Source organism: Mycobacterium sp. M26, from assembly GCF_001494595.1.
GTDB lineage: Bacteria > Actinomycetota > Actinomycetes > Mycobacteriales > Mycobacteriaceae > Mycobacterium.
Genome location: NZ_LN929908.1, coordinates 3,260,222 through 3,275,812, shown reverse-complemented (window position 1 = coordinate 3,275,812; position 15,591 = coordinate 3,260,222). Strand labels below are relative to the sequence as shown.

The 15,591-nt window shown below is 68.2% G+C and carries 14 protein-coding genes and 1 pseudogene; 12 read left to right on the top strand and 3 right to left on the bottom strand.

Annotated elements, in window-relative coordinates:
- Window positions 1–143 precede the first annotated feature (143 nt).
- On the top strand, window positions 144–794 hold the full coding sequence (locus BN3385_RS24985; RefSeq protein WP_059020948.1) for a response regulator: 651 nt from the start codon (window positions 144–146) through the stop codon (window positions 792–794).
- Window positions 791–1,996, top strand: a complete 1,206-nt coding sequence (locus BN3385_RS24980) for a GAF domain-containing sensor histidine kinase (RefSeq protein ID WP_059020946.1) — start codon at window positions 791–793, stop codon at window positions 1,994–1,996. The genes BN3385_RS24985 and BN3385_RS24980 overlap by 4 nt, the downstream gene beginning before the upstream one ends.
- Before the next feature lie 78 nt (window positions 1,997–2,074).
- Here the strand turns inward: BN3385_RS24980 and BN3385_RS24975 are convergent, their stop codons facing one another.
- Window positions 2,075–3,136 (bottom strand): AraC family transcriptional regulator, encoded by a 1,062-nt coding sequence (locus BN3385_RS24975; RefSeq protein ID WP_059020944.1) that lies wholly within the window; start codon window positions 3,134–3,136, stop codon window positions 2,075–2,077.
- 229 nt (window positions 3,137–3,365) lie between these two features.
- On the opposite strand from BN3385_RS24975, the gene BN3385_RS24970 reads away from it, so the two are divergent.
- The 10 genes from BN3385_RS24970 to BN3385_RS24925 all read left to right on the top strand — a co-directional run bounded on the left by BN3385_RS24970 (window position 3,366) and on the right by BN3385_RS24925 (window position 13,156).
- On the top strand, window positions 3,366–3,902 hold the full coding sequence (locus BN3385_RS24970) for a helical membrane plugin domain-containing protein (RefSeq protein WP_059022402.1): 537 nt from the start codon (window positions 3,366–3,368) through the stop codon (window positions 3,900–3,902).
- A gap of 92 nt (window positions 3,903–3,994) precedes the next feature.
- Complete coding sequence (locus BN3385_RS24965; protein ID WP_059020942.1) at window positions 3,995–4,966, top strand: NADH-quinone oxidoreductase subunit B family protein; 972 nt, start codon at window positions 3,995–3,997, stop codon at window positions 4,964–4,966.
- 45 nt (window positions 4,967–5,011) lie between these two features.
- Complete coding sequence (locus tag BN3385_RS24960) at window positions 5,012–6,619, top strand: nickel-dependent hydrogenase large subunit (protein ID WP_059022401.1); 1,608 nt, start codon at window positions 5,012–5,014, stop codon at window positions 6,617–6,619.
- Between the two features lie 98 nt (window positions 6,620–6,717).
- The gene (locus BN3385_RS24955) at window positions 6,718–7,482 is read left to right on the top strand and encodes a hydrogenase maturation protease (protein WP_156432876.1); all 765 of its coding nucleotides are present in this window, start codon (window positions 6,718–6,720) and stop codon (window positions 7,480–7,482) included.
- 21 nt (window positions 7,483–7,503) lie between these two features.
- Window positions 7,504–7,755, top strand: a complete 252-nt coding sequence (locus BN3385_RS24950) for a hypothetical protein (protein ID WP_059022399.1) — start codon at window positions 7,504–7,506, stop codon at window positions 7,753–7,755.
- 13 nt (window positions 7,756–7,768) lie between these two features.
- Window positions 7,769–9,025 (top strand): tetratricopeptide repeat protein, encoded by a 1,257-nt coding sequence (locus BN3385_RS24945; RefSeq protein WP_082690633.1) that lies wholly within the window; start codon window positions 7,769–7,771, stop codon window positions 9,023–9,025.
- Between the two features lie 3 nt (window positions 9,026–9,028).
- Window positions 9,029–9,919, top strand: a complete 891-nt coding sequence (locus BN3385_RS24940; RefSeq protein ID WP_059020940.1) for a NifU family protein — start codon at window positions 9,029–9,031, stop codon at window positions 9,917–9,919.
- Window positions 9,916–11,094 carry an NHL repeat-containing protein gene (locus tag BN3385_RS24935; protein ID WP_059020938.1) on the top strand — a complete coding sequence of 393 codons (1,179 nt, stop codon included), beginning with the start codon at window positions 9,916–9,918 and terminating at the stop codon, window positions 11,092–11,094. Before BN3385_RS24940 ends, BN3385_RS24935 begins: the two co-directional genes overlap by 4 nt.
- Window positions 11,091–11,927, top strand: a complete 837-nt coding sequence (locus BN3385_RS24930) for a hypothetical protein (protein ID WP_059022397.1) — start codon at window positions 11,091–11,093, stop codon at window positions 11,925–11,927. Before BN3385_RS24935 ends, BN3385_RS24930 begins: the two co-directional genes overlap by 4 nt.
- The gene (locus BN3385_RS24925; RefSeq protein WP_059020936.1) at window positions 11,924–13,156 is read left to right on the top strand and encodes a cytochrome P450; all 1,233 of its coding nucleotides are present in this window, start codon (window positions 11,924–11,926) and stop codon (window positions 13,154–13,156) included. The genes BN3385_RS24930 and BN3385_RS24925 overlap by 4 nt, the downstream gene beginning before the upstream one ends.
- Here the strand turns inward: BN3385_RS24925 and BN3385_RS24920 are convergent.
- Together BN3385_RS24920 and BN3385_RS24915 are read right to left on the bottom strand one after the other, a co-directional pair.
- A complete protein-coding gene (locus BN3385_RS24920) occupies window positions 13,146–13,706 on the bottom strand; it encodes a hypothetical protein (RefSeq protein ID WP_156432875.1) in 561 nt (186 codons plus the stop codon). The genes BN3385_RS24925 and BN3385_RS24920 overlap by 11 nt on opposite strands.
- Before the next feature lie 607 nt (window positions 13,707–14,313).
- Window positions 14,314–15,472 (bottom strand): annotated as a pseudogene (locus BN3385_RS24915) (PQQ-dependent sugar dehydrogenase).
- Window positions 15,473–15,591 lie beyond the last annotated feature (119 nt).

Here is a 15,591-nt window from a genome sequence, read left to right as displayed (position 1 = left end):
CGGGGGAGTTGGAGCGACGCGCGGGGGAGGTTGGTTTCCAGAATCGACAGGTGTCGAGTCCGCGGGGGAGTTGGAGCGACGCGCGGGGGAGGTTTAGTCCAAATTGCGGTGACGACGGTGGTGCCCGCCGCTACGGTGATCCCATGACGGTGCGGGTGGTGCTCGTCGACGACCACGAGATGGTTATCGAGGGCCTCAAGGCGATGCTCGCGCCGTTCGCCGAACGGGTCGAGGTGGTCGGCGAGGCGGTCGGCGCCGAGAAGGCGATGCCGGTGATCGCCGAACTGCATCCCGACATCGTGCTGTGCGATGTCCGCATGCAGGGGGCCAGTGGTTTGGACCTGTGCCGCGAGATCCGCCAGCGCGATCCCGGCCAGAAGGTGATCCTGCTGTCGGTCTACGACGACGAGCAGTACCTGTTCCAGGCCATGCGGGTGGGTGCCTCCGGGTATCTGCTCAAGGGCATCAGCAGCGACGAACTGGTCCGCCAGCTCGAAGGGGTGCAGGCCGGGTCGACGGCGATCGACGCCGGGCTGGCCGCGCGCGCGGCCGAGACGGCCGCCCGGCTGCAGAGCGACCAGTTCTGGCCCGGCGCCCGGCACGGCCTGACCCAGCGGGAAAGCGAGATCCTCTCGCTGGTGGTGACCGGGCTCTCCAACCGGGGTATCGCCTCGAAACTGGTCATCGGGGAAGAGACCGTGAAGACCCACCTCAGCTCGATCTACCGCAAGCTCGGGGTCAGCGATCGCACCAGTGCGGCGGCAACGGCGTTGCGTGAGGGCATCTTTCAATGAACACCCCCCGCGGTGTGAGCCCGCACGCCGTCCACGGGCTCGTCGACGCCGACCGCGAGGTGGCCCTGCTGCTCGACATCATCGCCGCGACGTCCTCGGGACCCGGTGTCGAGCCGATGGCCGCGGCCGTGGCCCAGATGATCACCGCGGCAACCGCTTCCGATGTGTGCTTCGTACACGTGCTCGACGACACCGACCGGTCGCTGACGCTGGCCGGTGCCACCCCGCCGTTCGACGAACAGGTGGGCCTGGTGCGGTTGCCACTGGGATCAGGGGTGTCGGGCTGGGTGGCCAGTCACCGCGAGCCGGTGGTGATCGTCAGCGACAAGGAAGCCGACCCACGGTATGTGCCGATCGCGGCGTTGCGCGGCAGGGACTTCACCTCGATGGCCTCGGTGCCGATGGAGACCGAGCCGGGTGGCCTGGTCGGGGTGCTCAACGTGCACAACATCGAACGCCGAGACTTCACCCCGCGCGATATCGAACTGCTGCTGGTGATCGGCCGGCTGATCGCCGGTGCCCTGCATCAGGCCCGGTTGCACCGCCAGCTCTCGGCGCGCGAACGTGCGCACGAGAACTTCGCCGAACAGGTGATCGCCGCGCAGGAAAGTGAGCGCCGGCGGCTGGCCGGTGACATCCATGACGGCATCTCCCAACGCCTGGTCGGGCTGACCTACCGGCTTGACGCCGCGGCCAGGGCGGTCGACGACGGCGACCAGCCGGCGGCTGCCGAACAGCTGGAAAAGGCAAGGGATCTGGTCGATCTCACCCTGGCCGAGGCGCGCTCGGCGATCAGCGGCCTGCGCCCGCCGGTGCTCGACGACCTCGGTCTGGTCGGTGGCCTGGCCAGCCTGGCCGCCTCCATCCCGGAGGTGGACCTGGAACTGCACCTGGCCGATGAGCGGCTGCCCGAGCACATCGAGGTGGCGCTGTATCGCATTGCCCAGGAATGCTTTCAGAATGTCGTCAAGCACTCCCGCGCTCTGGTCGCCACCGTCACGTTCACGGTGACCGACGGGGTGGCCCGGCTCGAGGTCGTCGACAACGGGGTGGGTTTCGAGACCGGTCCGGTGTCCTCGGCCGGTGGCTACGGCATGCTGTCGATGGCCGAGCGCGCCGAACTGGTCGGCGGAACCCTGAAGGTACGGTCCCGGCCGGGCATGGGCACCACGGTGACGGTGACGATTCCGCTCGACAGCTAGCGCCGAGATCGACGAAATGGCGCTCTGCACTCGCACTTTCGCGCCCAATTGTCGGGTTCGGCGAAACGAGGGTGGGGACTAGCGGCGCAGGGTTTCCGAGGGTGCTTCGCCCCAGCGTTTGCGGTACTCGACGGCGAAGCTGCCGAGATGGTGAAAGCCCCACCGTTCGGCCACCTGGGTCACCGTCACACCGTCGGCCGGGATCGCGTCGGTGAGCTCCTCGTGCACCCGCTCCAGGCGGCGCTCGCGCACATAGGTCATCGGCGTCATCCCGAGTTCCTCGCGGAAGCCCTGCTGGATGGATCGCACGCTCATGTGCACGGCCTTGGCCACCGCCTCCATCGTGATGCGCTCGGCGAGGTGGTCCTCGATGTAGTTCATCGCGTTCTGCACCACCGCGCGGCGCTGGTCGGGCTGGGCCGGGGCGAGGAACTCGGCGTGATAGTTCGACGGCTGCAGGTGCAGCAGGCTGCTGATCACGAATTCCTCGACCGCCCCGATGCCCTGACCGCGCTGGATCAGCGACCCCTCGTGGAAGACCTCGGTGTGGATCAATTGCACGGCGGCGTGCCAGCGCATGGCCGCCTCGGTGGCCATGTCGAACTCGGGATCGAAGATCAGCGGGCGGTCCATGCTGCGGCCGAGTAGCCGGGTCAGATGCGCGGCCAGGGCGCGCTCTTCGATGCGGATGATCAGTTGGGGGGAGTCGTGGTCGAACACCATGCGCAGTGAGGCGCCCGGGCTGCTGACCACCGAGCAGATGGTGTTGGCCTCGAACGTGTGGCCGCGGTGCTCGACCAGCGCGCGTCCGTTCATCGGCATGTGCACCGCGTAATGCGGCCCCAGCATGGGGATGTCGACAGCCGAGGCCACGTGCAGGTCGAGGTAGAGCAGGCTGACGTTGCGCAGCCGCACCCCGTGCATGGTGGCGGCGAACCCCGGTGATTCGTCGGGGCCGACGGTCAGATTCAGCGGCCCCAGGGTCTTGGCGATCAGCCGGGCCGCGGACTTCACGTCCTCGGTGTAGAAGATCTCATTGTTTGCTAGCGCCGGTGGAACACCCCGCGAGCGGACTTTGCGGCGGACCGGGTTGCTGGTGCGCCGGACGTCGATGTAGCCGAGTCGCGTGAGGCGCGACATCAGGGTTCGCCGGAATCTGCAGCTTGCTCCAGGACGGCCGACATAAGTTTGCTTGCAAACAACACGTCCAGCCTCCTAAACATCGGCGTCGCTTCAACGCGGGCAATTCTTCGCAATCCTGACAGCCGCTGCGCGAAAGCGATAGGCACACCAACCCCATAGGTCTACTTTTGTGATTGAAGCCACAGCTGCCATGGGTGTGACATCTGTGGCGACCCAGGAGGTTTGCATGACGGCTAACGGGCAGGCAGTAGCGGTCACTCCCGCGGATTCGGTTCGGGACCGACTCGATGATCCCCAGGTCGCTGAAGCGCTCAATACCCTGCTCGACCATGCCGACGTGCTTGCTGTGCTGGTCAGTGGGCTGGACGGCTTCGTCCGGCGCGGCGACACCATCGCCAGCAGCGTGTCCTCGGCGGTATCGGAGTTCCGCGGCGCCTCGGTGGCCGGTGCGATCCCCGGTGCGGATGCCTTCAAGGGCGTCGATCTGCAGAGTCTGGCCGCCAGCCTGGCCACCCTGTCCGGGTCGGTCGTCGGCGCCACGCCCGCGCTGAACACCCTGCTGACCTCCAAACTCACCGACCCGCAGACGGCGCAGCTGCTGGCTTCGGTCGGCGATGCTCTGGTCGACGGCAAAGCCGGCGCGGCCAACCCGCCGAAGGGTCTCTACGGCCTGTACAAGGCGACCAAGGACCCCGACGTCGCCCGCGGCCTGGGCTTCCTGCTCGCGGTCGCCAAATCCTTCGGCCGGCGAGTGGGCCAGTAGTGAGCTCCCAGCCCGCCTGTTCGCCCACCGCTCGATCTGTCGTTCGTCAGCCCGCGTCAGCCTCGCCCTGGGGTTTCTGAGAGGAGTTCTGCATGGCTTCCGTTCTGTGGTTTCAGGGAGGGGCATGTAGTGGCAACACCATGTCGTTCCTCAACGCCGAGGAACCCAACGTCGTCGACCTGATCGTCGACTTCGGCCTGGACCTCATCTGGCATCCGTCGCTGGGACTCGAATTGGGCAAGAACGCCCAGAAGGTGTTCTGGGACTGCGCCAAAGGTGACCGGCCGCTGGACATCTTCGTCTTCGAGGGCACTGTCATCGAGGCGCCCAACGGCACCGGCCGGATGGACATGTTCGCCGACCGCCCGATGAAGGACTGGGTGACCGACCTGGCCGGTGCGGCCCAGATCGTCGTCGCCATCGGCGACTGTGCTTGCTGGGGCGGCATTCCCGCGATGGAGCCCAACCCGTCGGCCTCGACCGGTCTGCAGTTCCACAAGCGGGACAAGGGCGGCTTCCTGGGGCCGGACTTCCGCTCGAAGATGGGCCTGCCCGTCATCAACATCCCGGGCTGCCCCGCGCACCCGGACTGGATCACCCAGATCATCGTGGCGCTGGCCACCGGCCGCGCCGGTGACATCGCCCTGGACGAACTGCACCGGCCCGAGACGTTCTTCAAGACGTTCACCCAAACCGGTTGCACCCGTGTGCAATTCTTCGAATACAAGCAGTCGACCATGTCGTTCGGTGAGGGCACCCGCACCGGCTGCCTGTTCTACGAGTTCGGCTGCCGCGGCCCGATGACCCACTCGCCGTGCAACCGCATCCTGTGGAATCGGCAGTCGTCGAAGACCCGCGCCGGGATGCCGTGCCTGGGCTGCACCGAACCGGAGTTCCCGCACTTCGACCTCGCACCCGGAACGCTGTTCAAGACCCAGAAGGTCGGCGGCGTGATCCCCAAGGAAGTTCCGGAGGGATCCGATCACCTCACCTACATGGCGCACGCCGCGGCAGCCCGGATCGCCGCACCGCAGTGGTCCAAAGAGGACATGTTCGTCGTCTAGACCCACCAGACCTGTTTTCAGCCACACTCTTTGGAGGAACTGCACATGACCTCGCTCGACCTGTACGTCAGTCCACTGGGACGTGTCGAGGGTGACCTCGACGTCCGCGTCACCATCGACGACGGCGTGGTGACGTCGGCGTGGACCGAGGCCGCGATGTTCCGCGGCTTCGAGATCATCCTGCGGGGCAAGGACCCCCAGGCCGGTCTCGTGGTCTGTCCGCGCATCTGCGGCATCTGCGGCGGCAGCCACCTGTACAAGTCCGCCTACGCACTGGACACGGCCTGGCGCACCCACATGCCGGCCAACGCCACCCTGGTGCGCAATATCTGCCAGGCGTGCGAAACGCTGCAATCGATTCCGCGCTACTTCTACGCGCTGTTCGCCATCGACCTGACCAACAAGAACTACGCCAAGTCCGCGTTGTACGACGAGGCCGTGCGCCGGTTCGCCCCCTACGTCGGCACCTCGTACCAGAAGGGTGTGGTGCTCTCCAACAAGCCGGTCGAGGTCTACGCCATCTTCGGTGGGCAGTGGCCGCACTCCAGCTTCATGGTGCCCGGTGGTGTGATGTGCGCCCCGACGCTGTCGGACGTCACCCGCTCGATCGCCATCCTGGAGCACTGGAAGGACAACTGGCTCGAGGGCGAATGGCTGGGCTGCAGCATCGACCGCTGGCTGGAGAACAAGACCTGGGAAGACGTACTGGCCTGGGTCGACGAGAACGAGTCGCAGTACAACAGCGACTGTGGCTTCTTCATCCGCTACTGCCTGGACATCGGCCTGGACAAGTACGGCCAGGGGGTGGGCAACTACATCTCCACCGGCACCTACTTCGACCCGACGCTGTATGAGAACCCCACCATCGACGGCCGCAACGCGGCGCTGATCGGCCGCAGCGGCGTCTACGCGCAGGGCCAGTGGTACGAGTTCGATCAGGCCAACGTGCGCGAGGACGTCTCGCACTCGTTCTACGAGGGCAGCCAGCCGCTGCACCCGTTCGACGGCGAGACCATCCCGATCGACCCCGAGGCCGGCAAGAAGCAGGGCAAGTACAGCTGGGCGAAGTCACCGCGCTACGCGGTCGGCGACCTGGGCACAATCCCGCTGGAGGCCGGTCCGCTGGCCCGCCGGATGGCCGCCGGTGGCCCGAATGCCGCACCGCACCAGGACAACGACCCGCTGTTCGTCGACATCCTCAACAAGATCGGGCCCAGCGTGCTCACCCGCCAGCTGGCCCGCATGCACGAGGGGCCGAAGTACTACAAGTGGGTGAAGACCTGGCTGGATCAGCTCGACCTCAAGGAGAGCTTCTACAGCAAGCCCACCGAGTACGCCGAGGGTAAGGGCTTCGGCTCCACCGAGGCCGCCCGCGGCGCACTGTCGGACTGGATTGTCATCGAGGACAACAAGATCAAGAACTACCAGGTGGTCACCCCGACGGCATGGAACATCGGCCCGCGCGACGGCAAGGACGTCCTGGGCCCGATCGAGAAGGCCCTCGTCGGCTCACCCATCGTCGACCCGGAGGATCCGGTCGAACTCGGACACGTCGCCCGCAGCTTCGACTCCTGCCTGGTGTGCACCGTGCATGCCTACGACGGCAAGACCGGCAGGGAGCTCTCGAAGTTCGTCATCAACGGAATGGTGTGAGCCCGGCACACGAGCCCGGGTCACCCGAATCCCGCAGCGACCCAGGCGGTGTCGATATCCAACCCCCTCCTCTGGATATCGAGCCGCCTGGGTGTGCGGTGCTCCTCGTCGGGTGCGGAAACCTGTTGCGCGGTGACGACGGTGTCGGTCCGGTGCTGGTCCGCCACCTCTGGGAGCGGGGCGTGCCGGCCGGCGCGAAGCTGGTCGACGGCGGAACAGCCGGGATGGACGTGGCGTTCCAGATGCGCGGCGCCGACCGGGTGGTGATCGTCGACGCCTCGGCGACCGGCTCGGCACCGGGCACCATCTTCCGCGTTCCCGGTGAGGAACTCGAGGATCTGCCCCCGCTGCAGGGCCTGCACACCCATTCGTTCCGGTGGGATCACGCCATCGCCTTCGCCCGCTGGGCACTCGGTGAGGCCTGCCCGACCGATATCACCGTGTTCCTCATCGAGGCCGCCGGTGTCGAGTTGGGTGCCGATCTGTCCGAACCGGTGTCGGCGGCCATGGAGCAGGTGATCGAACTGGTCGAACGGGATTATCTGGCCCCGCTGCGCCCGCACACCGGCGCCGAGCACACGGTCGAACTCACCGCCGACGGATACCTGCGCCTGGATGCCGCGTTGGCGGCCAGTCGCTTTCCCTCCGACGCGGTGGCCGCCGTGGTGCGTGACGATGACCTGTGGCTGATCCCGTTGCGCGGGCCGCGCAGTGGCGGCCTGTTGCTCAAGCAGCGCACCCCGGCCGGGGACCGGGCCGTCCTGGTCCGCGAGGTGTTGTCAGACCGTATCCCCGCGGGCGTTCGTGAGGCATCCTGGGACGATGCACACAAGGCGCTGCGGATCCGGTTGGATCGGCACTAGAGGGCCCGGGCTGTGATCGCGATGTGCGAGGAACCCCCGGCTCGCCCGAAAACCAGCATTCCCGAGGTCACCTCGACCGATGACGCGCTGGACGTCCAGACGGTCGTGGTCGAGGAACGCGGCCGGTGGGCCGTGGAGATCGTGGTGGTGTTCGCCGACGGGGTGGTGCGTAAGCGCATCGACACCCACAACACCAAGGCTCGCGCCGAACTGTCGGCCAATCTGATCAGACGCGCCGCCGAGCGCGACATTCGTGGACCCATCAACGGGTGAAGAAGGGTATGCGGTGACTGCCATATCGACCGATATCGATGACCCGACCGTGCTGGCCGTGCGCCCCCAGCCGCTGGGAGCATTCCCGCTCCCATTGGGCTACATGCTGATTCCGGCCGCACCGGACACCGAGGACGCCCGCGCGGCGCTGCTCGCCGGCCGGGTGCCCGAGCAGTGGCCGGCCAGCCTGCGGGCGCACGAACTGGCCCTGGCCGGTGATCGGGATGGCGCACTGGCCGCGCTGACCGGCGATGATCCGGTGAGCCGGTACAACCGGTTCGTCATGGACCCTGATTCCGAAGATGCCGACGAGTTGCGTTCGGCTCTGGGTGAATTCGGCGTTCTCGTCGACGTGGTGTTGTTCGCTCTCGGTCGCACCGACACTCCGCCGCACCTGGACGGAGCGACGGCGGAACTGGCCGCGCTGGTGCTCTCGGCGCAGGCCAGTAAGGCGTTCAACGAGCGGGCCGAGATCCTGGCCACCGGTCTGCTCGATCAGGCGGTCGACGAGGCCACCGGTGTCTCCGCCCCGCTGTGTGGCGTGCTACTCGGGGCAGCGGCGTCGATCGCCGCCCACAGCGGCAACGACGATGCGATTCGGCGCTTCGAGACCGCGCTGGCGGCCCTCGAGGGTGCCGACGGCCTGCGGGTCGCCCGCGCCGAACTGCACCTGAACCTGGCCGGCCTGTTGCACGAGCGGGCCACCGAGCGCCCGGAGCTGTTGAATGCCGCTGTCCCGCATTATCATTCGGCGCTGCAGTTGGTCTTGCGTGAGGAGGCACCGCTGCTGTGGGCCTCCGCGCACGCGAACCTGGCCACCGCCTACCTGACGATGCCGATGACGGAGGCCTCCGGCCAGCTGCGCTTGGGGGTGGCCGCCCAGTCGCTGCGCTCGGCGCTGAAGGTGTACACCCGCGAGGAGTACCCCGAGCAGTGGGCCAGCGTGCAACTCAACCTGGCCAATTCGCTGGTGTACACCCCGTCGAAGCATCAGGCCGACAACCTGGTGGAGGCCGTCGAGCTGTACGAGGCGGTGCTGGAGGCGCGCGACCGCGACAGCGATCCGCTGGGCCGGGCGCGGGTGCTGGCCAACCAGGGCAACGTGCTGGCGCACCTGGGGGTGTTCGATCAGGCCAAGGCCAAACTGTATGAGGCGCGGTTCATCTTCGAAGAGTTCGGCGACCACGACGCTATGCGCACGGTACGCGGTGTGCTCGACGAGATCGCCCGCCACACCGCGCTGAACCGGACCGACACCGAGCAGGAGTAGGAGATGTCGACCACCACCGAACGAGCCGTCACCGAGCCGACTTTCGAGGAACTGGCCACCCGCGTCGACAAGGCCGTGGCGGCACTGGCCGAGCTGGAACCGGCGGCCCGGGCGGTGGCCGAGGAACTCAAGTCCGCGATCGAGGCCATCCACCGCGCCGGGCTGGTGGCCATGGTGCGCCGGATGCGCGCCGACGACGCCGCCCGGGAGGCCTTGTTCGACCTCGTCGACGACCCGACCGTGCATCTGCTGCTCTCGCTGCACGGGATTGTGCGCCCCGATCCGGTCACCCACGCCAACCAGGTGCTGGCCCAGGTGCGGCCACAGCTGCACAGCCACGGCGGTGATGTGAACCTGGTGCGGGTGGAGGACGGCACCGCCTACGTGCGCCTGGAGGGGGCCTGCAACGGCTGCTCGATGTCCTCGGTGACACTGCGCAACCTGGTGGAAGAGTCGCTGGTACAGGGGGTTCCGTCGATCACCGCGGTCGAGGTACTGCCCAACGAGCCCACCCCGACGCTGATCCCGCTGGAAGCGCTGCGGATCGGCCGCGACCCCGCCGAGGACGGCTGGGTGAAGGCCGCCGCCGCCGCGGATCTGCCCGTCGACGACCTGACCACCCTGACGCTGAGCACCGCCGCCGGCGCTCAGGTGAGCGTGATCGTCGTCAACGCCGGCCAGCGACTGTCGGCCTACCGCAACGAGTGCGCGCACGAGGCACTGCCACTGGACAACGCGGTGCTCGATCTGAGCACCAATACCCTGACCTGCCCCTGGCACGGTTTCTGCTACGACGCGACATCGGGGGAGTGCCTCAGCGCCCCCGGCGCTCAACTCGAGCAGTTGCCGCTGCGGGTCGATGACGGTGACGTCTGGGTTCGCGTCGGCGGATGAGCCGCTACACCGTTCGACACAACATCAGTGGATTGGGCACCAAGCCCGATGTCGTGCCGGCCGTCGACCGCAGCGGCGGCTGGGCGCCGTCGCTGTGGTTAGGTGCACCCGCGCCCGGTGGCCTGGCATTGCCGCCCGCCAAGCCGTCGATGGCCTGGATGTACTCCCCGCGTGGGGTGTTCGTCGGTGATCAGCACCTGGTGGTCGCCGACTCCGGGAACCACCGGGTGCTGATCTGGCATGAGATGCCCTGCTGCGACGAGCAACCGGCCGATGTGGTGCTCGGTCAGCCCGATGGTGAGACCGAGGGCCACGGCGCGGGGGGCCGTGGCCCCGAACGGGGGATGAATCTGCCGACCGGGGTGTTGGTGCACGACGGCAGGCTGATCGTCGCTGACGCCTGGCATCACCGAATCCTGGTGTGGGACAGTGTGCCCGAGGCCAGTGATGTGGCACCTGATGTGATCCTTGGTCAGCCTGACGCCTCGTCGGTGGCCGAGAACCGGGGTGGGCAGTGTTCGGCATCGAGCTTCTACTGGCCGTTCGGGATCGCCGTCATCGGGTCCACGTTCTGGGTCGCCGACACCGGCAACCGCCGGATCCTCGGCTGGAGCAACGGGATTCCGGAGCCGGATCAACCCGCCGACATTGTGCTGGGTCAGCCGGACGCCACCTCGCGGCAGGAGAACCGTGGTGCCGCGGCGGGCCCGGCCAGCTTCCGCTGGCCCCACGACATCACCGGTCACGAGGACCTGTTGCTGATCGCCGATGCCGGTGACCACCGGGTGCTCGGCTGGACTCCGCCGCCGCAGTCCGACCGTGATGCCGACCTGGTGCTGGGACAGCCGGACTTCACCACCGCCGACGAATGGCCCTACGGGCCGCACACCAACGACCGGTTCCGGTTTCCGTACGCGGCTTGTCTCGATGGTGGCAGGCTGGCCGTCGCGGATACTGCGAACAACCGCATCCTGCTGTGGGACGGTGTGCCGGTAGACGGCCGCGGTGCCGATTATGTTCTGGCTCAGCACGATTTCAGCTCCAACGGCGAGAACCGGTGGACCTCGGTGCAGCGGGACACCCTGTGCTGGCCGTACGGGCTGTCGCTGCGCGGCGACACGCTGGCGGTCGCGGACTCGGGCAACAACCGGGTCATGGTGTGGAGGAATTCGTGAGACCCCGGATCGTCCAGACCGACGACCAGATCGGTTTCTACTGGGCCACCCCGGCGGGGACGCCGACGTCGTTGCAGGCTCTGGTGGCCGACGACGATGAACCCGACCGGTTGCTCGCCACTCACCTGGAGGCCCTCGACGACGCGCTCATCGGTGCCGCCACGAGATTCGGCGACGTCCTCGGTGGCGGTCGGGCGCCGGCCGGCCCCGACGAACGTGACGATCTCGTCGAGTTACACCGCAGCCTGGACCGGCTCTGCTTCGAATATGCGGCGGCGTTGGAGAAGACCGATGCGGTCGCTGACGTGCGGGCCGGCAAGATCATCGGCACCGCGGCGCTGTTGTCGATCCGGGCTCGCCAGCCGCTGGGACTGCTCGGGCCGGCGCCGTTCGACGGGGAACTCGACGACCCGTCGATCGGGGTGATCGGCGGCTTCGGCGAATTCCACCAGATCGACCCGGACAAGCCGTGGAAGGGCGGCCGCTGGGTGTTGCGGACTGAAGCCGGCCAACGGTTTCCGCTGACCCTGTCGATGCTGCTGTTCGACAGCTCCGGGGTCAACAAGGATGCCGCCCGCACCGAGCACCGCGACGCGCTGCAGGCCGTGGTGTCCTCGGCGCGTTCGCCGGAGGCCGACCCGCTGGCAGTCACCTGCGCGGTGGACTGGCTGCTCTACGACTGGCTGATGGCTCACCGCGAAGACCCCGACAGCGCCGAGATCGTGTTCCCGAAAGGGCACGAGGCCGACGCCACGCTGATCGTGTCCGCGGCCGCGGCTTCGGTGATTTCCCGGGCGACATTCGACCCCGGTCTGGTAGGTCTGATCACATGACGGCACTGCTGCTCGACCCGGCCGAGTTTTTCGGTACCGCCGCGATCCAGGATCCCTACCCGCTGTACAACCGGTTGCGGGAGGCCGGGCCGGTGCACCGGGTCGGCGACTCCGGCTTCTACCTGGTGTGCGACTGGGCCGCGATCACCGAGGTCGTCACCCGGCCGGAGGACTTCTCCTCCAACCTCACCGCGACGATGACTTACACCGCCGATGGTGGGGTCACGCCCTTCGCTATGGACGGGGTCGGCGGGCCCACGCACATCCTGGTCACCGCCGATGACCCGATACACGCCGCGCACCGCAAGCTGGTGCTGTCCCAGTTCACCGCGAAGCGGGTGCGTGCCTTCGAGCCGCTGATCGCCGAGATCTTCGACACGCTGTGGGAGCAGAACCTGGCCGACGGCCGCATCGAATGGATGGACGCGGTGGCCAACCGGCTGCCGATGATGATCGTGGCCCGGCTGATCGGTGTACCCGACGAGGACGCCGACCAGCTGGCGCACTGGGGGTACGCCAGCACCCAGCTGCTCGACGGACTGATGTCGGCCGAGGAGCTGTCGGCGTCGATGTCGGCGATCATCGAGCTGACCACCTACATCGATGAGCACCTGGCCCGAGCCGCCGCCGATCCCCGCGACGACTTGATCGGCGAGCTGGCCACAGCGGTCGGTGACGGCCGGCTCGATCACCTGACCGCCCAGCTCATCCTGGTGTCGCTGTTCAGTGCGGGCGGGGAGTCGACGGCCTCACTGCTGGGCACCGCGGTCGGTTTCCTGGCCACCAACCCGGAGTTGCAGACCCAGCTGCGCGAGCACCCGGACCTGATGGGCACGTTCGTCGAAGAGACGCTGCGGATGGAGCCGCCGTTCCGGGCGCACTACCGCCACGTACTGCGCGACACCGAACTCGCCGGGGTCGCGATTCCCGCCGACTCTCGGGTGCTGCTGGTGTGGGGTGCGGCCAATCGCGACCCGGCACATTTCGAAGCGCCCGACGAGTTCCGGATGGATCGGTCGAACACCAAGGGCCACATGAGCTTTGGCAAAGGCGCCCATTTCTGTCTCGGTGCTCCGCTGGCCCGGCTCGAGGCGATGACGGTGCTGCCGATGCTGCTGGGGCGGACGTCCTGGTTCAGTGCCGCCGATGTCGGCCCGTGGCTGCCCAGCGTGCTGGCGCGCCGCTACGACTATCTGGAACTGGCGGTCGACGGGACCGTCAGGGCTTGACGCCGTCGGCCCAGAACTGCCGGTGCTCAATCGGTTCGTGATCGTCGGCGGCCGAGGGTGCGTGGGCCGACCAGGCGGTGCCCTCACACACCAGATCGTGCGGCACCGGAATCTGGTCGGGTAGCAACCCGCCGCCGGGAACGGCGTCGACGATCGACTGCACCGGCAGTGGCGGAGCGAGCGCTGCGGTGTCGGGCAAGGTGGTCAGCGCGGCCGGGATGTTCGGAACCGCTGCGGCAGCCGGAATCTCGGGAACCGCGGCCGGCAGGGGAGCCGGTGCCGCGGCGGCGGGCGCGGGAACCACCGGGACCGGTGCGCCCAGCGGGACACCCACCGGCGGAACGATGACCGGAACTGCCGCCGGCGGCGCGGCCACCGGAGCCAGGGCGGAGTCTTCGATGGGTGCGGCGACCGGGACGTCGGCCGGCACCGCGGCCGCCGCGGGTACGGCGTCCGGTACGGCGGCGGGCGCAGCAGCCGGTGCGACGTCGGGGGCCGCGGCGGCAGGAGGGGGCGCGACCGGAAGGGCTTGTGCGGGAGCTTGTTCCACCGGTAGGGCCCGGTACGACGGGCACACCGAGCGGTGCCGGAACCACCGGAACGGCGGCGGGCACCACCGGAACCGCCGCTGGTGCGGCGGCCGGGCCCAGCGCGCTCTCGGTGACGGGGGCGGCTTCCACCGGCAAGGCCGCTGCGGCCGCGGGCGCGGGCGCCGCGACCGGAGCCGGCGCCGCCAGCGGGGCTGCCGCCGCGGCCGGGGCCGGAGCCAGGGCCGAGGAGTCCGGGATCGCATTGCCCAGCACCTCGGGCAGGGTCTCCGGGGAAGCGGTGAACTGCTCGATGATGCTGCCGCAGGGCACGCCGGGGCTGGTCGCTGTGTCGGCACCGGCCAGTGGTTGCAGGGAGAAACCGAACAAGATCAGCGTGGTGATGCCGGCCGACAGGACTGTCGGCCGGTCAAGGTTCGGTGACAACACTTCCCCGTCTGTCGGTGATCTTGATTCGTCAATCAGACGGTATCGGGTTGTGCGCCCCAGACAAGCTGACGGCGGCGCAGTTATGAAACCGATGCACGGCAGAGTCGGATCAGTGACCCGAGGCTTGAATCCATTGCGACTCAAGGTGTTTGCCGCACAGCGGCCCAGCGAATGCGGGGCTCAGGTGTTGTCGGCGTTGCTGCGCGGGAAGCCGCCGCCCTGCGGGAAGAGTGGGAAGACCACGTCGTCGAGCTTCTCCGGATCACCGGCGGTGCGGTTGATCGTTGCGCCCCAGATGTTTCCGTCCGGCGACACCTGGAGCGCCCAGGCGTGGCCGTGGGTGTCCTGGCGCACCACCTCCGGCTCGCCAGTGACGGCACCGGTGCCCTGCGCCAGCCGCACCGCGACCGTTTGCTTGGTGTTGACCAGATTCACCAGGATCGTGCCGTCCAGAGCGGCGCACCCGGCCACGCCCGGACGGTCGGGCCAGGTCCACACCGTCGACACCTTCGAATCCGGTCCGATCCGCTGCAGCCGGTCACCGGCCGGCGTGCGATCGGTGACATAGAGCGACTTGTCGGTCGGGTCGATGCACATGCCACCACCCGAGCCCATCCCCGACAGCGCGGTGGTCGGCGGGGCCTGGTTGACCGTGGTCGGCTGTTCGATACGAATGACCTTGCCCGCCAGCGAATTCGGGTCAGCGGCCAGTGCCGGGTTGCCGGCGTCGCCGGTCTGCACCACCAGGGTGGTGGGGCTGGTGAAGATCAGCGACCCGGTGTTACCGACCGCGCCCTTGGGGATGCCGACCAGGATCTCCTTGGGAATGTCGCCGTCGGCCACCCGGATCACCCGGTTGTCGGTGGGCGTGCTGATGTAGGCATACATCAGCCGGTCCTGCGAGTAGGTGGGCGAGAGCACGATGTCCAACAGCCCGCCGTCACCGCTGGGGTCGACGGGGATGACCGTCCTGATCTTGGGCTCGGCGCTGACCGAGACCTCCTTGACCGCGCCGGTGGTGCGCTCGGCGACCAGGGCGGTCTTGCTGTCGGGTCCCATGATGAGGCCGCTGGTGCTTTCCAGGCAGCCCTGCATCACGCCCGGGGCGGGGCATGCCTTCGGGAACGGCTTGGGCGGCAACGGCGGGGCATGCCTTCGGGAACGGCTTGGGCGGCAACGGCGGGGGAGGCGGCGGCGTCGACGTCGCACCCGGGGCCAGCTCCGGAGCGGTGGTGAACGGCTGCGAAATCGAGTTGTTGAACTTCGCGCAGCCCGACAGCACCAGGCCCGCCGCGCACACCGCGGCCAGCACCCCATGAACCGGCCGGCGCACTCGCATGCCCGCCAGGTTACGGATACAGCGCCGGTGTTCGCCACGACGACCGGCCGAGTCCGGCCACCGGGCCGCGACGGCAGCCAATATTGGCCGGTAGAAGCGCCGCTCAAATCCCCGATTTG

What these genes read in the sequence shown, in the direction of transcription:
- BN3385_RS24965 (WP_059020942.1), top strand. Translation starts at nt 3,995, where the DNA reads ATGGCTTCCGTTCTGTGGTTTCAGGGAGGGGCATGTAGTGGCAACACC.
- BN3385_RS24980 (WP_059020946.1), top strand. Translation starts at nt 791, where the DNA reads ATGAACACCCCCCGCGGTGTGAGCCCGCACGCCGTCCACGGGCTCGTC.
- BN3385_RS24975 (WP_059020944.1), bottom strand. Translation starts at nt 3,136, where the DNA reads ATGTCGCGCCTCACGCGACTCGGCTACATCGACGTCCGGCGCACCAGC.
- BN3385_RS24925 (WP_059020936.1), top strand. Translation starts at nt 11,924, where the DNA reads ATGACGGCACTGCTGCTCGACCCGGCCGAGTTTTTCGGTACCGCCGCG.
- BN3385_RS24940 (WP_059020940.1), top strand. Translation starts at nt 9,029, where the DNA reads ATGTCGACCACCACCGAACGAGCCGTCACCGAGCCGACTTTCGAGGAA.
- BN3385_RS24950 (WP_059022399.1), top strand. Translation starts at nt 7,504, where the DNA reads ATGTGCGAGGAACCCCCGGCTCGCCCGAAAACCAGCATTCCCGAGGTC.
- BN3385_RS24985 (WP_059020948.1), top strand. Translation starts at nt 144, where the DNA reads ATGACGGTGCGGGTGGTGCTCGTCGACGACCACGAGATGGTTATCGAG.
- BN3385_RS24970 (WP_059022402.1), top strand. Translation starts at nt 3,366, where the DNA reads ATGACGGCTAACGGGCAGGCAGTAGCGGTCACTCCCGCGGATTCGGTT.
- BN3385_RS24960 (WP_059022401.1), top strand. Translation starts at nt 5,012, where the DNA reads ATGACCTCGCTCGACCTGTACGTCAGTCCACTGGGACGTGTCGAGGGT.
- BN3385_RS24935 (WP_059020938.1), top strand. Translation starts at nt 9,916, where the DNA reads ATGAGCCGCTACACCGTTCGACACAACATCAGTGGATTGGGCACCAAG.